At 71.2% G+C, this 18,472-nt stretch carries 16 protein-coding genes; 3 read left to right on the forward strand and 13 right to left on the reverse strand.

All coding sequences use genetic code 11. The features are described 5' to 3' along the window. Window positions 1–5 precede the first annotated feature (5 nt). The 11 genes from WQ53_RS15135 to WQ53_RS15180 all read right to left on the reverse strand — a co-directional run bounded on the left by WQ53_RS15135 (window position 6) and on the right by WQ53_RS15180 (window position 10,462). Window positions 6–392 (reverse strand): VOC family protein, encoded by a 387-nt coding sequence (locus tag WQ53_RS15135; RefSeq protein WP_052633534.1) that lies wholly within the window; start codon window positions 390–392, stop codon window positions 6–8. 4 nt (window positions 393–396) lie between these two features. Next, complete coding sequence (locus WQ53_RS15140) at window positions 397–1,185, reverse strand: enoyl-CoA hydratase-related protein (protein ID WP_052633535.1); 789 nt, start codon at window positions 1,183–1,185, stop codon at window positions 397–399. Window positions 1,186–1,452: 267 nt separating this feature from the next. Beyond that, the gene (locus WQ53_RS17090) at window positions 1,453–1,626 is read right to left on the reverse strand and encodes a hypothetical protein (RefSeq protein WP_158497850.1); all 174 of its coding nucleotides are present in this window, start codon (window positions 1,624–1,626) and stop codon (window positions 1,453–1,455) included. Further along, a complete protein-coding gene (locus WQ53_RS15145) occupies window positions 1,623–3,458 on the reverse strand; it encodes an FTR1 family protein (protein WP_236685868.1) in 1,836 nt (611 codons plus the stop codon). Before WQ53_RS15145 ends, WQ53_RS17090 begins: the two co-directional genes overlap by 4 nt. A gap of 261 nt (window positions 3,459–3,719) precedes the next feature. Further along, complete coding sequence (locus WQ53_RS15150; RefSeq protein ID WP_236685869.1) at window positions 3,720–4,925, reverse strand: glycosyl hydrolase family 8; 1,206 nt, start codon at window positions 4,923–4,925, stop codon at window positions 3,720–3,722. Window positions 4,926–5,147: 222 nt separating this feature from the next. Beyond that, entirely contained in the window at window positions 5,148–5,597 is a 450-nt protein-coding gene (locus WQ53_RS15155; protein WP_052633538.1) for an SRPBCC family protein, read from the reverse strand. A gap of 95 nt (window positions 5,598–5,692) precedes the next feature. Further along, window positions 5,693–6,469, reverse strand: coding sequence for an SDR family NAD(P)-dependent oxidoreductase (locus WQ53_RS15160; RefSeq protein ID WP_052633539.1), 777 nt, complete (start codon window positions 6,467–6,469; stop codon window positions 5,693–5,695). 56 nt (window positions 6,470–6,525) lie between these two features. Further along, on the reverse strand, window positions 6,526–8,133 hold the full coding sequence (locus tag WQ53_RS15165; protein ID WP_052633540.1) for a carboxyl transferase domain-containing protein: 1,608 nt from the start codon (window positions 8,131–8,133) through the stop codon (window positions 6,526–6,528). A 126-nt stretch (window positions 8,134–8,259) separates the two neighbouring features. Further along, on the reverse strand, window positions 8,260–8,658 hold the full coding sequence (locus tag WQ53_RS15170) for a hypothetical protein (protein WP_052633541.1): 399 nt from the start codon (window positions 8,656–8,658) through the stop codon (window positions 8,260–8,262). Between the two features lie 162 nt (window positions 8,659–8,820). Then, the gene (locus WQ53_RS15175) at window positions 8,821–9,162 is read right to left on the reverse strand and encodes a hypothetical protein (protein WP_052633542.1); all 342 of its coding nucleotides are present in this window, start codon (window positions 9,160–9,162) and stop codon (window positions 8,821–8,823) included. 124 nt (window positions 9,163–9,286) lie between these two features. Next, window positions 9,287–10,462, reverse strand: a complete 1,176-nt coding sequence (locus WQ53_RS15180; RefSeq protein ID WP_052633543.1) for a thiolase family protein — start codon at window positions 10,460–10,462, stop codon at window positions 9,287–9,289. 162 nt (window positions 10,463–10,624) lie between these two features. On the opposite strand from WQ53_RS15180, the gene WQ53_RS15185 reads away from it, so the two are divergent. Next, window positions 10,625–13,495: an autotransporter serine protease gene (locus WQ53_RS15185; RefSeq protein ID WP_052633544.1), complete on the forward strand. Its 2,871-nt coding sequence runs from the start codon at window positions 10,625–10,627 to the stop codon at window positions 13,493–13,495. A gap of 235 nt (window positions 13,496–13,730) precedes the next feature. Here the strand turns inward: WQ53_RS15185 and WQ53_RS15190 are convergent, their stop codons facing one another. Both WQ53_RS15190 and WQ53_RS15195 read right to left on the reverse strand, forming a co-directional pair. Then, entirely contained in the window at window positions 13,731–14,888 is a 1,158-nt protein-coding gene (locus WQ53_RS15190; RefSeq protein WP_052633545.1) for an acyl-CoA dehydrogenase family protein, read from the reverse strand. A 255-nt stretch (window positions 14,889–15,143) separates the two neighbouring features. Continuing rightward, window positions 15,144–16,244: a Glu/Leu/Phe/Val family dehydrogenase gene (locus tag WQ53_RS15195; protein WP_052633546.1), complete on the reverse strand. Its 1,101-nt coding sequence runs from the start codon at window positions 16,242–16,244 to the stop codon at window positions 15,144–15,146. Between the two features lie 224 nt (window positions 16,245–16,468). Here WQ53_RS15195 and WQ53_RS15200 point away from each other — a divergent pair, with 224 nt between their 5' ends. Beyond that, window positions 16,469–17,113: a TetR/AcrR family transcriptional regulator gene (locus WQ53_RS15200; RefSeq protein WP_052633547.1), complete on the forward strand. Its 645-nt coding sequence runs from the start codon at window positions 16,469–16,471 to the stop codon at window positions 17,111–17,113. Between the two features lie 22 nt (window positions 17,114–17,135). After that, complete coding sequence (locus WQ53_RS15205) at window positions 17,136–18,074, forward strand: alpha/beta hydrolase (protein ID WP_082113070.1); 939 nt, start codon at window positions 17,136–17,138, stop codon at window positions 18,072–18,074. Window positions 18,075–18,472: the final 398 nt, after the last annotated feature.

Genomic DNA, 18,472 nt, shown 5'->3' on the forward strand with positions numbered 1-18,472 from the left:
CCTGCCTATTCCGGTTGGTGGCATACGGCCTCGACGTTGTTGCCGTCGGGGTCGAGGATGAAGGCGCCGTAGTAGTTCGGGTGGTAGTGCGGGCGCAGGCCGGGCGCGCCGTTGTCGCGGCCGCCGGCGGCCAGTGCGGCGTGGTGGAAGGCGTCCACCGTGGCCCGCGAGCCGGCGAGGAAGGCGACATGCACGCCGCCGTGCGCGGTGCCGCCGTCGCCGATCCAGAAATACGGCTTGCCGTGGTCGCCGAAGCCGGCGTGGGAGCTGCCGCCGGTCTGCGCCGGGTCGACCTCCATCACCACGGCGATGCCCAGCGGCGCCAGCGCCTGCGCGTAGAACGCGCGGCTGCGGGCGAAGTCGGAAACGGTGAACCCGAGATGGTCGAGCATGGCCTCACTCCTTCGGCGCCCAGGCGGGCGCGCGTTTCTCCAGGAACGCGCCGATGCCTTCCTGGCCTTCCGGCGACACCCGCAGGCGGGCGATCAGGTCGGCGTTGGCGCGGTCGCAGGCGACCGCGTCGGCCACGTGCGCGGCCTGGCGCACCAGCGCCTTGGCCGTGGCCGCCGCCAGCGGCGCGGCGCGGCACAGCAGGCCGACCTGGGCCTCGACCGCCGCGTCCAGCGCGTCGGCGGCCACGACCTGGTGCAGCAGGCCGATCGACAGCGCGGTGTCGGCGTCGAACGACTCGGCCGTGGCGAACCAGCGCCGCGCCTGGCGCGTGCCGATCGCGGCGACGACATACGGCGAGATCACCGCCGGCAGCAGGCCCAGCCGGCTCTCGGTCAGGCCGAAGCGCGCGGCCGGGGTGCCGATGGCGATGTCGCAGCAGGCGACCAGGCCGACGCCGCCGCCGAAGGCCGGGCCGTGCACGCGGGCGATGGTCGGCCGCGGCAGCTCGTCCAGGGTGCGCATCAACCGGGCCAGGGCCAGGGCGTCGGCGCGGTTCTCGTCCTCGCCGGCGGCGGCCATGCCGCGCATCCACTGCAGGTCGGCGCCGGCCGAGAACGAGGCGCCTTCGCCCTCCAGCACCACCACCCGCACCGCCGGGTCCGCGCCGGCGGCCTGCAGCGCCGCGGTCAGCGCCGCGATCAGGGCCGGGTCGAAGGCGTTGTGCAGCTGCGGGCGGTTCAGGCGCAGGCGCAGCACGGGGCCTGCGCGTTCGATCAGCAGCGGTTCCGCCATCGTCGTTCCCGGAAGGTTGCAGTCCCGGATGATAGCCGCCGGCGCTGGCGCGGCCATGACGCAGCGCGGCGTCGTGGCGGGTGCACGCCGCGGCGGCGGACCGGCGATGGATCCGGGAACGGTTCCCGGCGGCCGGATGCAGCGGCGTCGTCCGACCGGCCCACAGGAGCGCCCACCGTGGTCGGGCCCGTGGAGGGCAGCCCACCGCACGATCCGGTCGCCCGCCGCCGGCGGACCGGAGGAGGTGTCGGCCGCCCGCGGATCGCGCTATCGGCGGGCGATCCTTGCTGGCGCGGGGATGTGGACGAGCATCGCGACGAACTCAACCAACATCCGGGTGAAAGCGACGGCAGGATCCATGGGCAGGGCGCCCGCATCGGCAGCGCCAGGGGCAGCGATCTGGCGATGCTCCGGACGATCGCGAACGGCATCCAGACTCATGCGTGGGCTTTGCCTGCCGAGCGGTTGGATAGCACGAAGCCGGCGGCGAGGATGGCGGCCACGCCAAGCTGGGCTGCGACACCTTCCAGCGTGGGATAGATGCCGAACAGCTCCACCCTCAGGCCATGCTCGAGCCAGGTGACGGGCAGGTACCCGGCTTCCTGCAGGGCCGAGACCGCCTTGCCGATCAGGACCACGGCCAGCACCGACAGCAGGATGGAGCTGAAGCGGAAGAACTGGCCGATCGGCAGTCGGCGGCTGTACCGCATCATCGCCCAGCCGACGACGACCAGCACCAGGGCCGCCGTGACTCCGCCCGCGATGACGCTGCCCTTGCTGCCCTGGTTCCAGATGGCAGCGAAGAAGAGGATGGTTTCGAATACCTCGCGGTAGACCACGATGAAGACCAACCCGAGCAGGAATACTCCCGACTTCCTGCTCAGTGCATGGGACAGCTTCTCGCGCACGTAGTGCTGCCAGGCATCGGCATGGCTCTTGCCATGCATCCAGATGCCGACCCACACCAGGACCACGGCAGCCAGCAGCGAGCCGAACCCTTCCGTCAATTCCCGGCTCGCGCCGCTGATAGTGACGGCCCAGGTAGCCAGTATCCAGGTCACCAGCCCGGCCATCAGCGCAGTTGTCCAGCCCACGTGGACCCAGGGCAGCATTTCGGTGCGCCCGGCCTTGCGCAGCAGCGCGATGATCGCCACCACGATGAGCAGCGCTTCCAGGCCCTCGCGCAGCAGGATGGTGAAAGCAGCCGCGAAGCTGGCCAGCGCCGATGTCTGCTGCTGCGACAGCACCTGCTCGGCCTCGGTGAACAGCCCGTCCAGTGCGTCGACCTGGACCTGGAGCTCGTCCGCGCCGACGCTGGCCGCGATGCCCGTGCGGACGCGGGCCATGGCGGCCTCGATCTTCACCATCAACGGTTTGTCGCGCGCGGACAGCAGCGGTTCGACCGGCTCGAAGCCGTCCAGGTAGGCCGACAGCGCCAGATCCTTGGCCGCCTTGGCGTCGCCTCCCCGGTAGGCGTCCATGGATTGCCTGAGCAGTCCACGGGCCGTGGCCAGGGAGGATCCCGGCTCCTCGGCCTGCGCGGCCGTGGGGTTGCGGCGCAGGTAGGCCACGATGGCCTCGGCGTTTTCCTCGCCGATCTTCTGGGCCAGCGCCGCCGGCGTCTCGCTCACGTAGCGATCGAGATCGAACGCTCCCAGCGTGCCGCCTTCCAGCAGCCGGCGCCCCCGGTCGGCGCGGTCCTCGGGAAACGCCAGGGCCCCGACATAGGTGGCCAGCGCCCAGCGGTCTTCCACAGGTAGGCCGGCGTAACTGATCATCGAGGTGCCTTCCAGGCCCTGGTCGATCACCTGGTACAGGGCGAATACGCTGCGTTCCCGCGCGCGCGCCTCGTCGGTGAAATCGATGGGCGGCGGATCCAGGCCCGCGCTGGCCGGACCGTCGCCGGCCCCGGCGGGGCCATGGCAGCTGGCGCAAAGCTGCGCGTAGAGCTCCCTGCCGCGTCCGAAGTGGGGCGGCGCGGTGGGCAGCAGCGGGATCGGATAGTGCTGGACCAGCAACGCCGCCAAGGCACGGGCCTGGAGGGCGATGGCGTCCGGGGCGGCCTTGTCGCCGATCGAATCCTGCAGCCGGCTGGCCTGTGCCGTGAGTTCAGACGAGCCCTCGGTGGCCGGCAGCGCCTCGATGGCGGCGGCGGCAGTCGCCGAGAACTCCAGCATTTCGTCGTATTCGAGCTGGTTGACGATTGCACCGTCCTCGACGGCCTCGCGGTAGTCCACGGCGATGTAGTCCAGCAGCCGCCAGGTGGTGGCCACGGACTGTTCGGACGCGAAGACGGGGAGGGAAACCAGGGTCAGGGTGGCGCAGGCCAGCAGCGGCGCCAGGAGACGTCGGAGGATCATGGGAGTCAAATGAGAAGTAATCTCATTCAGTCTACCGGACCGACCCACGTCGCGCACCCTGCCGCCAGTTCGGGCCAGGCCTCGCTGGGCCCGGCTAGACCAGCCGTTCGGCTGTTGTGAAGCGTTTCACCGGAACGACGGGGGTGGGTGGCGGCCGGCACCCAGCGAGCGGGCCTACTGGGTCTCGCCGCTTCCATCTTCTGCTTCCGGCAACCAGGCACGGAAGTCGCCACTGCAATGGAGCAGGGCCATCAGGTAGAGCATGCCGTCGTAGTAGCGACTGGTGCCGCTGGGCACCGGCTGCTCCCATAGCGCGCGCACGAAGTCCAGCCGGCGCGGGTGGTCGGCGGCCAGGCTGGCGACCGCGTTGGTCGCCACCAGGCCGGTGGTGTGGCCGCCGCCGAGCGGCTTGCCGTCCAGTGTGTACAGGCTCTGGTAGTCGTCCATGCCCTGCGCGGCGAAGAACGCCTGCAGGCGGTTGCTCATCTCGACCTGGCGCGGGTCGGCCGCCCACCACGACCAGTCCACCGACCAATTCATGGCGCTGCGCCAGGCGTCGTAGCGGAAGTCCACCGCGTCCGGCCGCCACGGCGCGGCCCACGGGGTGCCGTCGAAGTTGCCGTAGTCCGGGGTGAGCGCGGTATCCGGATGCGCGGCCTTGGCGAAGTAGTCGCGGCTGACCTGCGCGGCCTCGCGCCAGAACCCGCGGTCGGCCTCGGGTCCGATCCGCGCCCAGATCTCGTAGAACGCGGGCAGGTGATAGGAAGCGTCGGTGTGCGCGGCATTCACCACGTCGGGGGTGAAGCGCACCATCTTCGCGTCGTGGTCGAACAGGTTGACCGCGGTCATCTCGCCGCGGTTGGTCGGGCCGGTGATCCGCTCCCGGTGCAGCACGTCGGTCAGCAGGCGCTCGGCCTGCGCGCGGTAGTCGTAGCGGCCTTCGCCGTCGCCCCAGCGCTCGGCGGCGAAGTACAGCGCGGTGATGAAGTACTCCTCGCCGTCGGGCGCGGGCATCTCGTCGATCGGCACGCCGTCGGTGCGCACCGACCAGGCGAAGTAGCCGTGCGCAGGATGCGTGCGGTCGTCGCGGTACATGTGGGTCAGGGCCCAGTTCCAGATCGCGTCGAACTCGCGCTTCCGGTCCAGCTGCACGGCGATCATCATCCCGTACGACATGCCTTCCGAGCGCACGTCGTCGCTGTTGACGTCGTGGATGTAGGCCATCGGCCCGTACTCGTTGGCGCCGGATTCGTAGTAGACGGTCTGTTCGGACGCATCGCCATGGAACAGTTGCCGGAACGCCGCCTCGATCTTGGCTTCCACCTCGGCGCGGGGATAGCCGGCTTCGGCGAACAGGTCCGGGTAACGGCCGCTGGCCACCGCGCCTTTCGCCACATCCGCCGTTTGCGGATCGGCCGATGCCGGTCTGTCGCCCGGTGCAGGCGTGCAGGCAGCCGCGCCGGCGAGCAGCACAAGACAGGCGAGGAGGCGGGCGGTGCGGAAGCGGCGGGCGGGCATGCGGATCCTGCGGGGAATGCGTGGGAAGCGCAGGACGTTAGCAGACCCGTGCTTCCGTACGCACCGGCACGCGGATGGGCAGCCTCATTCGGCGGGGATGTCCGGCTCCACCAGGACAGCCAGTTGCTGCAACGATTCCTGCCAGCCGAGGTAGCACATCGCTTCCGGGATCGCCTCGGGAATGCCTTCCTGCACGATCTGCAGTTCGGTGCCGCACAGCACCGGTGTCAGTTGCACGCTGACCTGCATCTCGCCCGGCAGGCCCGGATCGTCGAAGCGGTCGACGTAGCGGATCCGCGAGTGCGGGACCAGTTCCAGGTATTCGCCGCCGAAGGAATGGCGTTGGCCGTTGCCGAAATTGGTGAACGCCATCCGGAAATGGCCACCGACGCGCGCATCCATCTGCTCGACGCTGGCGGTGAAACCATACGGTGGCAGCCACTTGGCCATCGCTTCGGCTTCGAGGAAGGCGCGGTAGACGCGCTCGGGCGGACAGCGCAGGACGCGGTGCAGGCGGACGGTGCCGGTGGGCATGGAATTCTCCTGGCGGGAAGGGGACTCACATCCAGGCGACGAGGCAGCGCGGCCCGGATCGACATCGCCGACGCACGGAGTGCGGCTGCGCCGCGTCAGCGCATGCCCTTGTGCTGGCCGCCGTCGATCGGCACGCAGGCGCCGGTGACCCACAGCGCCCGCGGCGAGGCCAGGAACACGGCCACGTCGGCCACTTCCTGCAGCGTGCCCATCCGGCCCCAGGGAATGCCGGCGCGCACCGCTTCGTAGAACGGCGGATCCTTCCGGCGCACCTGGTCCCACAGGCCGCCCTCGAACTCGATCGAGCCCGGGGCGATGGCGTTGGCGCGGATCCGGTCCGGGCCGTGGAAGATCGACAGCTTCTTGGCGTAGGCGATCAGCGCGGCCTTGGCCGAGGCGTAGCCGAAGTCCGGTCCGGGGCTGGCTTCCAGTCCGGAGATCGAGGCGACCAGCACGATGCTGCCGCCGCCGGCCGCCTTCATCCACGGGATCACCTGGCCGCAGGCGCGGGCGGCGGCCAGCACGTCCAGCTGCAGACTGGCCTCGAAGTCGGCCACCGAGGGCCCCAGTGCCAGCGCCGAGGCGTTGTGGACCAGCACGTCGACGCCGCCGAAGGCCTGGCGGACACCATCGAGGAAGTTGCCCAGCGCCGCCGCGTCGCCGAGGTCGCACGGACGCACATGCACGCGCCGGCCGTGGACACGCAGCGATTCCTCGACTTCGCGCAGCGCATTGCGCCCGCGTACGTCCGCGCCCCGCGCGCACAACGCCACGTCGGCGCCCTCCGTGGCCAGTCCCAGGGCGATGGCCCGGCCGATGCCGCGGCTGCCGCCGAGTACGACGCAGCGCTTGCCTTGCAGTTGCAGGTCCATGGTTCCCCTCCAGGCCAGGCCAGGCCAGGCCAGGCCGATGCCGTGGCGGCGCGCCGCTACATCCGGAACACGCCGAAGCGCGCCGGCTCGATCGGCGCGTTGAGCGAGGCCGACAGCGCCAGTCCGAGCACGCGGCGGGTATCGGCCGGATCGATGATCCCGTCGTCCCACAGCCGCGCGGTGGCGTACCAGGGACTGCCCTGGTGTTCGTACTGGTCGCGTACCGGCGCCTTGAACGCCTCTTCCTCCTCCGCGCTCCAGCTGCCGCCGCCGGCCTCGATCGCGTCGCGGCGCACCGTGGCCAGCACGCTGGCGGCCTGTTCGCCGCCCATCACGCTGATCCGCGCGTTCGGCCACATCCACAGGAACCGCGCCCCGTAGGCGCGGCCGCACATGGCGTAGTTGCCGGCGCCGAAGCTGCCGCCGATGACCACGGTGAACTTGGGCACCGACGAGCAGGCCACCGCGGTGACCATCTTCGCGCCATCCTTGGCGATGCCGGCGTTCTCGTACTTGCGGCCGACCATGAAGCCGGTGATGTTCTGCAGGAACACCAGTGGGATCCCGCGCTGGTTGCACAGCTCGATGAAGTGCGCGCCCTTGAGCGCGCTCTCGGCGAACAGGATGCCGTTGTTGGCGACGATCCCGACCGGGTAGCCGTGCAGGTGGGCGAAGCCGGTGACCAGGGTCTTGGCATAGCGCGCCTTGAACTCGTCGAACTCGCTGCCGTCGACCAGCCGCGCGATCACCTCGCGCACGTCGAACGGACGCCGGGTGTCGGGCGGGACGATGCCGTACAGCTCCTCGGCCGGATGCAGCGGTTCGCGCGGCTCGCGCGTAGCCACCGCCACGGTCTTCTTGCGGTTGAGATGACCGACGATGCCGCGCGCGATCTGCAGCGCGTGGGCGTCGTCCTCGGCGTAGTGGTCGGCCACGCCGGACACGGCGGTGTGCACGTCGGCGCCGCCGAGCGCCTCGGCGTCGACCACCTCGCCGGTGGCCGCCTTCACCAGCGGCGGGCCGCCGAGAAAGATCGTGCCCTGTTCGCGCACGATCACCGACTCGTCGCACATCGCCGGCACGTAGGCGCCGCCGGCGGTGCAGCTGCCCATCACCACCGCCACCTGCGGGATGTTCTCCGCGCTCAGCCGGGCCTGGTTGTAGAAGATCCGGCCAAAGTGCTCCCGGTCCGGGAACACCTCGTCCTGCAGCGGCAGGAATGCACCGCCGGAATCGACCAGGTAGACGCAGGGCAGGCGGTTCTCGCGGGCGATCTCCTGCGCGCGCAGATGCTTCTTGACCGTGATCGGGAAGTAGGTGCCGCCCTTGACCGTGGCGTCGTTGGCCACGACCACCACTTCCTGGCCCATCACCCGGCCGATGCCGCAGACCATGCCGGCGGCCGGCGCGGCGCCGTCGTACATGTCCTCGGCGGCGAGCGCGGCGATCTCCAGGAACGGCGAGCCGGGGTCGAGCAGGGCGTCGATGCGTTCGCGCGCCAGCAGCTTGCCGCGCTCGGTGTGGCGGCGACGGGCCTTCTCGCCGCCGCCCTCGGCGGCGCGCTGCAGGCGGCGGTGGAGTTCGGCGACGAGCCCACGGTGGTGCTCGGCGTGGGCGGCGAATTCGGGCGATCGCGGATCGATCTGGCTGCGGAGGGCGGGCATGGGCATCCTGGCGTGCGGATGCGGCAAGGATACGGCAGTGCCCGCAGTCGGCCTTCTGGCGGCGCAGCAAGGCGCGGCGCAAGGCGCATGCCGGGTCCGCGCGGACGGCGGGCCCGGATCGCGGCGTCAGCGTTGCTCGGCCTTGCGTTCGGCCGCCTCGGCCGCCTCGCGCGCCTTGGCCGCTGCCTTCTCCGCGGCGTCGGCGCTGGCATCTGCCGCGCGTGCGGTCGCATCGCGGGTGGCCTCGGCGGCGCGGTCGGCAGCCTGGCGGGTGGCGACCGCCGCTTCGTCGAGCGCGCGTTCGGTTTCGGCGGCGGCCTGTTGCGCGCGGACCTCGGCGGTGGCGCCGGCTTCGCGGGCGGCATCGACCGCGCTGGCGGCGGCGCTTTCGGTCGCCGCGGCGGCGTGGTCGGCCGCGGCGGCGGCATGGTCGGCGGCGCGATTGGCTTCGTCGCGCGCGGGCTGGTTGCATGCGGCCAGGGGCACGAGCAGGGCCAGGGTGGCCAGCGGCAGGAGTCGGTTCATGGCGATGCTCCGGTTGGAAGGGCGACGTGTCGGGTCGCCGCGAGCATGCCGGGGACGGCTTCAGTGTCCCGTGAACCGTTGCTCCCCGCCGTTTAGCCCGGAGCAAAGAAAAAGGCCGCCGGTTTCCCGGCGGCCCTCATCCGTGCAGCTGGAACTGGAATATCAGTTCTTGGCTTCTTCGGCGGCGTCCTTCGCCTGCTCGGCGACGTCGGCAGCAGCCTCGGCGGTGTCGGCAGCGGCCTCGGCGGCGGCGTCGGTCGCGGCGGCGCCAGCGGCGGCGGCGGCGTCGGCAGCGGTGTCGGCGGCGGCAGCGGCAGCGTCAGCAGCGCCCTGGGCGGCGTCGGCGGTCTCGGCACCGGCGGCAGCGGCCGAATCGGCGGCAGCCTGGGCCTCGGCAGCGGCGGCGTCGGCCGCAGCGGCAGCGTCCTGAGCCGCTTCCTGCTTCGAGCACGCGGCCAGGGCCAGACCCAGAGCCAGGGCGATCAGCAGCTTGTTGATGCTCATGATTGGATGTTCCTCGTCGTTAAGATTGGGCAACGCGCGGTTGCGCGCCGGCAACATGATGACAAGCCGACAACGGCTGTCAAGCGCCGGCTGGTCACTTTTGTAAAAGGTTAGTGAAAAACGGTTACAGCGTTTCCACCGCCACCGCGGTGGCTTCTCCGCCGCCGATGCACAGCGCGGCGACGCCCCGCTTCAGCCCCTGCTTGCGCAGGGCATTGATCAGGGTCACCACCAGGCGGGCGCCGGAGGCGCCGATCGGATGGCCCAGGGCGCAGGCGCCGCCGTTGATGTTGACCTTGGCGTGCGGGATGCCCAGTTCCTTGATCGGCGCCATGGCCACCACGGCGAAGGCTTCGTTGATCTCGAACAGGTCCACGTCCTCCACCTTCCAGCCGACCTTGTCGAGCAGGGTGGAGATCGCGCCGACCGGGGCGGTGGTGAACCATTCCGGCTGGTGCGAGAAGGTGCTGTGGCCGACGATGCGCGCCAGCGGCTGCACGCCGCGGCGCGCGGCTTCCTCGGCCGACAGCAGCACGGTGGCCGCCGCGCCGTCGGAGATGGACGAGGAACTGGCGGCGGTGACGCTGCCGTCCTTCTTGAACGCCGGCCTCAGGGTCGGGATCTTGGCCACGTCCGACTTGCCGGGCTGCTCGTCGCTGGCGACCTCGACCTCGCCCTTGCGGGTGGCGACCTTGACCGGGACGATCTCGCCGTCGAACGCGCCGGAGGACTGCGCGGCCTGCGAGCGGGTGACCGACTCGATGGCGAAAGCGTCCTGCTCCTCGCGGGTGAAGCCGTACTTCTCGACGGTCTTCTCGGCGAACACGCCCATGGCCTGGCCGTCGTACGGGTTGGTCAGGCCGTCCCACGCCATGTGGTCGACCGCCTGGAAGGCGCCGTAGCGGTTGCCGGTGCGCGAGTTGGGGATCAGGTGCGGCGCGTTGCTCATCGACTCCATGCCACCGGCGACGACGATGGTGGCCGAGCCGGCCTTGATCAGGTCGTGGCCGAGCATGATCGCCTTCATGCCCGAGCCGCAGACCTTGTTGATGGTGGTGGCGCCAGCCGAGCTCGGCAGGCCGGCGGCCAGCGCGGCCTGGCGGGCGGGCGCCTGGCCGAGGTTGGCCGGCAGCACGCAGCCCATGATCACCTCGGACACGTCGTCGGCGGGGATGCCGGACTGCTCCAGGGCGGCGGCGATCGCGGCCGCGCCGAGGGTCGGCGTGGGCACGCCGGTGAACTGGCCGAGGAACGAGCCGATGGCGGTGCGCTTGGCGGCGGCGATGACGATGTCGGACATGGGGGAATGCCTCTGCGGATGAACCCCGATTATCGCGGCAGCCGCCGGCAGCCGCCACCGTCCCGCCGGACAGGCGACAGTTTCCGCCGATTGCGGTATAGATCGGGCATGTCGGAGGCAGGCACGGCGGAAGCCGTCCAGCGACCAAATTCAGGTGACGCAATGCACATTTTTAGCAACGAGGCGGCACGTGGCGGCGTGGCGCGTTCCCTGCTGGCGGTCGCGGTCGCCACTGCGCTGGCGACCGGGTTGGCAGCCTGCGGCGGCGGCGGCGGTAGCAACCTGAAGTCCGGGACGCCGACATCGCCACCGGTGTCCCCGCCGCCGCCGCCGCCACCATCCCCGCCGCCGCCGCCACTGGTCCAGCCGCCAGCCAATGCGCACCTGGTCCTGACCCACGCCACCGAGGCCGAGCGCCAGGGCTACACCGGCGCCGGTTACCGGATCGGCGTGATCGACACCGGCGTCAACCGCAACCACCCGACCCTGGCCGGGCGGGTGGAGGCCAACCTGGTCTACGTCAACCGCAACACCAACGACATGACCGTGGACGACAAGGTCGGCCACGGCACCACGGTGGCGCAGATCGCCGCCGGGCGGGCGTTCGGGAGTTGGCCCGGCGGCATCGCGCCCGGGGCCAGCATCCTGTCGGCGCGGATCATCAACGACGAGCGGCCCAAGGACGACGGTTCGGGCCAGGGCAACGAAGTGACCGGCGCCCTGGGCCTGAGGCCGATCCACCAGGACCTGGTCAACCGCGGCATGCGGATCATGAACAACTCCTGGGGCGGCCTGTACTGGACCCGCGACACGGCCACCGCGCCGATCGCCGAGGAGTACCGCTTCTTCATCCGCGACCACGATGGCCTGGTGGTGTTCGCCACCGGCAACGAAAGCCGCTCCAACCCCACCGACATGTCCTCGCTGCCGAGCCAGGCAGGACCCGGCGGGACCCGGCCGGCAGCCGATCTGGAGCGCGGCTGGCTGGCCGTGGCGGCGTTGGACACCTCCGATCCGAGCCGGCTGATGTACTACTCCAACGCCTGCGGCCTGGCCAGGGACTACTGCCTGGTCGCCCCGGGCACGGTGGTGTACACCGGGCACAACGACACCGCAGGCAATCCCAGCTACTGGTTCGGCAGCGGCACTTCGTACGCGGCGCCGCAGGTGTCCGGCGCGGCGGCGCTGGTGTGGCAGAAGTTCCCGTACTTCAACAACGACCTGGTCCGGCAGACGCTGCTGGGCACGGCCACCGACATCGGTGCCCCCGGCCCCGACGCGGTGTTCGGCTACGGCCTGCTCAACGTCGCGGCGGCGCTGGGCGGGCCGGCCAAGTTCGACTGGGGCAACGTCACGGTTGCCTTCAGCGGCGAGTCGGCCTGGACCAATGCGATCACCGGCAGCGGCGGACTGGTCAAGCAGGGCAGTGGCACGCTGAGCATCGGCGGCGCCAGTGCGAACCTGGAGTACAGCGGCGACACCCGCATCCAGGGTGGCACGCTCAGGATCCTGGGCGACGTGCACCGTTCGAACGTCCATGTCGAAGCCGCGGGGCGGCTGGAAGGCGCCGCCTCGCTTGGCGGCAACCTGGTCAATGCCGGCGTCGTGCACATCGGTGCGGCCACGCCCGGCGGCGACGGTATCCATGTGGACGGCAACTACGTGCAGCGGGCCGGGAGCCAGCTGTCGCTGGTGCTCGGTTACGGCCACCTGCAGGTCGACGGCATGGCCACGCTCGATGGCGGCGACGTGCACGTGGCCGGCGTTCGTGGCGGCTACGTCGTCCAGGTGCGCGAGAACGTGCTTAGCGCGAGCGGCGGCCTGGCCGGCCGCTTCAACCGCCTGACCAGCGCCTCGAGCATCTTCCTCGACGCTTCGCTGCTGTACAGCGGCACCGACGCCTGGCTCGATGTGCGGCGCCTGGACGTCACTGCCGCGGCGATGAGCCTGGCCGACATCACACCCGCGGCGGTGGGCGCGGCCCAGCGCGTGGAGGCGGCCTTCGAGGGGATCGACCAGCAGCAGCGCGATGGGGACGGGAGCATCTCCGACGGCTTCATCCGCATCGCCGGCGACTTCCAGCGCACGGCCGGCGCCGACGCGGCGGCGGCCTCGCTGCGCAGCCTGTCGGGCGAGGTGCATGCGGCCGCGGCGGCGGCCACCTTCGATACGCTGGATCTGAGCCGGCGGGCGTTGTCCTCGCGCTTCGACGAGCTGGCGAGCGGCAGTGACCGCACCGGTGGCTGGATCCAGGCGCTGGGCGGGACGGCCGCGCTGGGCGAGGGCGCCGGCGTCCAGGTCGGCGGCTGGATGGCCGGCCACGACGTGGCGATGGACGGGACGATGGTGGCGGGCGTGGCGTTCGGCGAGAGCCGCAGCGACAGCCGCATCGACGGCCTGGCCGACCGCAGCCGCGAGCGCCAGGCGCAGGCGCAGGCCTACCTGGGCCGGCAGTGGAACCAGGGCTACCTGCTCGGCCAGTTCGGCACCGGCCAGTGGCAGCGCCAGATCGATCGCGAGCTGCTGCTGGGCGCCGGCCGCTACGGCGTGCACAGCGACTACGACGGCAGCTTCGCCGTGGCCGGGCTGGAGGCGGGCTACCGCTTCGCCGCCGCGGCGGCGACGCTGGTGCCGTACCTGGGCGCCGAGCATGCCCGCGTGGCCAGCGACGGCTTCAGCGAGACGGGCGCGGGCGGGTTCGGCCTGCGTACCGGGGACAGCGTGGCGACCCGCACCCAGGCCATCGCCGGCCTGCGCGCCGGGCGCGATTGGGATCGCTTCAGCCTGGACGGCTACGCCGAGTGGCAGAAGACCCTGGCCAGCGACGGGTTGGAGTTGGCGGCCAGTTTCGTCGGCGTGGATGCCTGGTCGCCGCTGGCGGGCACCGATCCGGCGCGGTCGGGCGGAATGTTCGGCGTGTCGGCGCGGGCCTGGCTATCGCCGCGTTCGACACTGGCGTTCGGCTACGACCAGCGCTTCGGTCCGCGCGGCGACGCGCGGATGGTGTCGCTGCGCTACGCGTTCGGGTTCTGAAGCAGGCATCGTGCGTCTGGTGCCGCGCCTGCGCGGCAGGACGCGGCGACTGCGGCTAGGGCGTGATGCCTGCCAGCGGAGCACCCTAAGCCCCGTCGTCCCAGCGAACGCCGGGACCGAGTGCCTTGCAGCTTTATTCCCTCAGGGTTGCATCCTGCACACGACACGACGTAGCAAAGACGCTGGGTCCCGGCGTTCGCCAGGACGACGGTGAGATGATGTCGCCCGACGACCGTCAGCCGTGGCCCTCGAACAGCTCGCGGCCGATCAGCATCCGCCGGATCTCGTTGGTACCGGCACCAATGGCATAGAGCTTGGCGTCGCGCAGGATGCGGCCGGTGGCGAACTCGTTGATGTAGCCGTTGCCGCCCAGCGCCTGGATCGCCTCCAGCGCCACCTGCACTGCGGCCTCGGAGGCGTGCAGCAGGCAGCCGGCGGCGGCCGCGCGCGAGGCGTGGCCGGCGTCGTAGTCGCGCGCGACCTGGTAGGCGAAGGCGCGGCTGGACTGCAGCGCGGTGTACATGTCGGCCAGCTTGCCCTGCATCAGGCCGAAGGTGCCGATCGCCGCGTCGAACTGCCTGCGCTCGCGCACGTAGGGCAGGGTGATGTCCAGCGCCGCCTGCATCAGCCCGATCGGGCCGCCGGTCAGTACCAGGCGTTCGGTGTTCAGGCCGCTCATCAGCACGCGCACGCCCTGGTTGACCTGGCCCAGCACGTTCTCCTGCGGGATCTCGCAGTCCTCGAACACCAGTTCGCAGGTGTTGGAGCCGCGCATGCCCAGCTTGTCCAGCTTTTGCGCGGTGGAGAAGCCCTTCATGCCGCGCTCGACCAGGAACGCGGTCATGCAGCGGCTGCCCGCGTCCTTGCCGGCGGTGCGCATGTAGACGATCAGCACGTCGGCTTCGGGACCGTTGGTGATCCACATCTTGTTGCCGTTGGCGACCCAGACGTCGCCGCGCAGCTCGGCGGTGCAGCGCATCGAGCCGACCACGTCCGAACCGGCGCCGGGCTCGCTCATCGCCAGCGCGCCCTTCCATTCGCCGCTGCACAGATTCGGCAGGTACCTGGCGCGCTGGGCCTCGTTGCCGTTGAGGTGGAGGTTGGACACGCACAGGTTGGAATGCGCGCCGTAGCTCAGGCCGACCGAGCCTGATGCACGCGAGATCTCCTCCATCGCCACCAGGTGGGCCAGGTAGCCCAGATCGCTGCCACCGTACTCGCCGGGCACGGTCATGCCCAGCAGGCCCAGTTCGCCCAGCTTGGGCCACAGGTCCTGCGGGAACGCGTTGTCCTCGTCGATGGCCGCCGCGCGCGGGGCGATCTCGGCCTCTGCGAACCGGCGCACCGCGTCGCGCAGGGCGTCGATCTCCTCACCCAACTGGAACGTGCGCATCCGGCCCCCTGATGGTTTCACTTGTACCTAGTGTAGAGCGACGCGGGGCCGGGGACACGTGCGGGCGCAGCAATGGAGGGCGTGTGCGTGGCCGCGGGCGGTGCATATGCGTGCTTCCGCACGCTGCCATTCCCGTGCCGTCATCCTCCTGCCGTCGTCCCCGCCTTCGCGGGGATGACGGGTAAGGGAGGGGATGAGGGCGAAGACAGGGGACTGATATCCCGATGGGCCACCCGTCGCGCCGTGGCGACGCGCTCAGTGCTCCCCGCGCAGGTGCCCCATCCGCGGCCGGGTGCGGCCCATCGGCAGCTTGAGCTTGCCGATCGAGGTCAGCCGGGCTTCGGCGATGCGGTCGGCCGCATACTGCGGGCTGATGTTCTCGCGCTCGGACAGGTCGAAGATCTTCGAGACGTTGTGGTAGATGCTGCGGATCAGGCGCATCGCCCGCTCGCGGTTGTAGCCGTCGATCTCCAGCGACACGTTCATCACCCCGCCGGCGTTGACCGCGTAATCCGGGGCGTAGAGGATGCCGCGCCGGTACAGCTCGTCGCCGACCGCATGGCTGGCCAGCTGGTTGTTGGCCGAGCCGCAGACGATCTTGGCCTTCAGCCGCTCCAGCGTCTGCGCGTCGATCACCCCTTCCATCGCGCAGGGCGCGAACACGTCGGCCGGCACGTCGTAGATGTCGCTGCACGACACCGCCTCGGCGCCGTATTCGCTCACCGCGCGCTCGACCAGCTTCGGGTCCAGGTCGGCGACGAACAGCTTGGCGCCGCGTTCCTTGAGCAGCTTCACCAGTTCCATGCCGATGTGGCCCAGGCCCTGCACCGCGATGCTGACCTTGCCGACTTCCTCGTGGCCGAACTTGCGCTGCAGCGAGGCCATCAGCCCCTGCAGGGTGCCGTAGGCGGTGAACGGGGCCGGGTCGCCGGAGCCGCCGTGGACCTGGTGCACGCCGGTGACGAACTCGGTCTCCAGGTAGATCAGTTCCATGTCGTTGACGTCGGTGCCCACGTCCTCGGCGGTGATGTAACGCCCGCCCAGCGCGTCGACCGCGCGGCCGAAGGCGCGGAACAGCGCCTCGGTCTTGTCGACCTTCGGGTCGCCCAGGATCACCGCCTTGCCACCGCCGATGTTCAGGCCGGCCAGCGCGTTCTTGTAGGTCATGGTCCGGCCCAGGCGCAGGACGTCCCGTACCGCGTCGGCCTCGTTGGCGTAGTGGCGCATGCGCACGCCGCCGACCGCCGGGCCGAGCACGGTGTTGTGCACGGCGATGATCGCCTTCAGGCCGGCGTCGGGGTTGTTGCAGAAGACGACCTGTTCGTGGCCGGAGGTGGCGAGGGTCTCGAAAAGCATCGGTTGGCTCCGCGTCGTGTCGCGTGCGTCGGCGGGCGGTTCGCGACAGTGGCCGTGTGGCTGTGGATGGCCGTCATGCCCGGCAACACCCGGTCCGGAAAACAAAAAAGCGACGGGGCCAGGGGGAGGGGGCGTGCGTCGCGATGCGGATTCTAACCCCAGCCTCGTGACACTCGTCGCAACCGGGGTTGAATAAAACGAACGGTCGTGCTATTACGGGCGCCATGACACCGTCCGCCGCCATCGCCACCCCGACCGCCAAGGGCGCCAGCACCCGCGGCATGTTGCTGGAGCGGGCCTGCGGCATGGCCGCCCGGGTCGGCCTGGAAGGGGTGACCATCGGCGAGCTGGCCAGCGCGGCCGGCATGTCCAAGAGCGGGGTGTTCGCCCACTTCGGTTCGCGCGAGGACCTGGTCCGGCAGACCCTGGACTGGGCCGCCGGGCAGTTCATCGCCGAGGTGATGGCGCCGTCGCTGAAGCGGCCGCGCGGCCTGCCGCGGCTGCAGGCGATCGCCGAGGCATGGATCGGCTGGATCGCCGGGCATCCCGACGGCTGCGTGTTCCTCGGCGCTGCGATGGAGTACGACGGCCGTCCCGGCCCGATGCGCGACCACGTCGTGCGGATGCTGGAGTCCTGGCGCGCCGCGCTCGAGCGCGCGGTCGCGCTGGCGGTGGAGCAGGGGCACCTGCGCGCCGGCACCGACCCGGCGCTGGTGGCCTTCCAGCTGCAGGCACTGATGCAGGGCCTGCACCACGCCCGGCTGCACCAGCCGCAGGCCGCGCAGGACCTGGTGCGGCGCGCGGTCGCGGACCTGTTCGACCGCTACCGGGCCGACGCCGTGGCGTCGTCCCCCCGAACCTCCCGCTGATCCCCCACGAAGGAATCCCGCCATGGCCGCCGTCGCCCCTGTCGCTTCGCCACAAAAAAGCACGATCGTTCGGTCGCCGGCGGCGCCGCGCCTGCTGCGCCTGGCCTGCGGCGTGGGCAGCTGGCTGATGCCGGAAGCCACCGTGCGCCGTGCCTCGCACCTGTTCGGCGCGCCGCTGCCGTCCTCGCGCAGCCGGGCGCTGGCCGCCGACGCCGGCGACGCCGCGTTCGGCCACGTGCACAGCGAGGGCCAGGCGCTGGCCACGTACGTGTGGGGCGATCCGGCCAGGCAGCCGTACGTGCTGTTCTCGCATGGCTGGTCGAGCTTCGGCCTGCGCTGCCGGCCGTGGGTGGCGCCGCTGCGCGAGGCCGGCTACGCGGTGGTGGCCTTCGACCATCCCGGCCATGGCCGCAACCAGGGCGGCCGCGCGATCCTGCCGGCGTTCGCCGCGGCGCTGGCGGCGGTCGCGCGCCGGCATGGCGATCCGGCCGCGCTGGTCGGCCATTCGATGGGGGGCGCGGCGGCGATGCTGGCCCTGAGTGCCGGCCTGCGCGCCGAGCGCGTGGTGCTGGTCGCCCCGGCGGCGGACCTGCGTGCGGCCGGCGGGCGTTTCGGCCGTGCGATCGGCCTGGCGCCGGCGCTGGTGGCGCGGATGTTCGAAGGCTTCGAGCGGCAGATCGGCCTGCCGGTGGACAGCTTCTCGGCGCACCTGCATGCCCCCCGGCTGGGCGCGCCGGCACTGGTCGTGCACGACCTGGAGGACGACGACGTGCCGTGGGAGGAAGGCGAGCGCTACGCGCGCCTGTGGCCCGGCGCGCGGCTGCTGACCACCACCGGCCTGGGCCACCACCGCATCGCCGGCGAGCCCCGGGTGATCGAGGTGGCGCTGCGTTTCCTGCGCGGCGAGGCGGTGGGCGAGCGGGTGGTGTCCTCGCCGAACCTGCCGTTCGGCTTCGGCTGAGCGCAGGCCGCCCCGCAGGCAAGTCCGCCCCCTCGTGGGGCGATCTCCCCAAGGCGCCCGATGGCCGACGGGGGCGGGCTTGCCTGCGGGGCGCCGCTCTTTGGTCGCTCTTTGTAGGAGCCGGGTTCAGCCGGCGACGCGACGCCGTCGGCACGGGCAACGCCACCGGGTTCCAATGCCAACAGGCGATCGTCGGAGGGTTGCCTCCGGCCAAGGGCGCGGTTGAACGTGATGCCGGGTGGCGGCGTCGGGTCGCCCATGAATGGGCTCCTACAGGGGAAAGGCCGGCACGGCGGGATCCGGGGCTGCCGCCACCTCGGCCGCCTGCAGGCGAAGTCACGCTGCAGCGCACCCTTCGGTTTCGCGTGAAAGCACTAGAATCGGGCCCAAATCCCCGA

Source organism: Pseudoxanthomonas suwonensis (assembly GCF_000972865.1).
Taxonomy (GTDB): Bacteria; Pseudomonadota; Gammaproteobacteria; order Xanthomonadales; family Xanthomonadaceae; genus Pseudoxanthomonas; species Pseudoxanthomonas suwonensis_B.

Coding starts and splice junctions, on each gene's coding strand:
- WQ53_RS15135 (WP_052633534.1), bottom strand. CDS start 392: ATGCTCGACCATCTCGGGTTCACCGTTTCCGACTTCGCCCGCAGCCGC.
- WQ53_RS15140 (WP_052633535.1), bottom strand. CDS start 1,185: ATGGCGGAACCGCTGCTGATCGAACGCGCAGGCCCCGTGCTGCGCCTG.
- WQ53_RS17090 (WP_158497850.1), bottom strand. CDS start 1,626: ATGAGTCTGGATGCCGTTCGCGATCGTCCGGAGCATCGCCAGATCGCT.
- WQ53_RS15155 (WP_052633538.1), bottom strand. CDS start 5,597: ATGCCCACCGGCACCGTCCGCCTGCACCGCGTCCTGCGCTGTCCGCCC.
- WQ53_RS15160 (WP_052633539.1), bottom strand. CDS start 6,469: ATGGACCTGCAACTGCAAGGCAAGCGCTGCGTCGTACTCGGCGGCAGC.
- WQ53_RS15165 (WP_052633540.1), bottom strand. CDS start 8,133: ATGCCCGCCCTCCGCAGCCAGATCGATCCGCGATCGCCCGAATTCGCC.
- WQ53_RS15170 (WP_052633541.1), bottom strand. CDS start 8,658: ATGAACCGACTCCTGCCGCTGGCCACCCTGGCCCTGCTCGTGCCCCTG.
- WQ53_RS15175 (WP_052633542.1), bottom strand. CDS start 9,162: ATGAGCATCAACAAGCTGCTGATCGCCCTGGCTCTGGGTCTGGCCCTG.
- WQ53_RS15180 (WP_052633543.1), bottom strand. CDS start 10,462: ATGTCCGACATCGTCATCGCCGCCGCCAAGCGCACCGCCATCGGCTCG.
- WQ53_RS15185 (WP_052633544.1), top strand. CDS start 10,625: ATGCACATTTTTAGCAACGAGGCGGCACGTGGCGGCGTGGCGCGTTCC.
- WQ53_RS15190 (WP_052633545.1), bottom strand. CDS start 14,888: ATGCGCACGTTCCAGTTGGGTGAGGAGATCGACGCCCTGCGCGACGCG.
- WQ53_RS15195 (WP_052633546.1), bottom strand. CDS start 16,244: ATGCTTTTCGAGACCCTCGCCACCTCCGGCCACGAACAGGTCGTCTTC.
- WQ53_RS15200 (WP_052633547.1), top strand. CDS start 16,469: ATGACACCGTCCGCCGCCATCGCCACCCCGACCGCCAAGGGCGCCAGC.
- WQ53_RS15205 (WP_082113070.1), top strand. CDS start 17,136: ATGGCCGCCGTCGCCCCTGTCGCTTCGCCACAAAAAAGCACGATCGTT.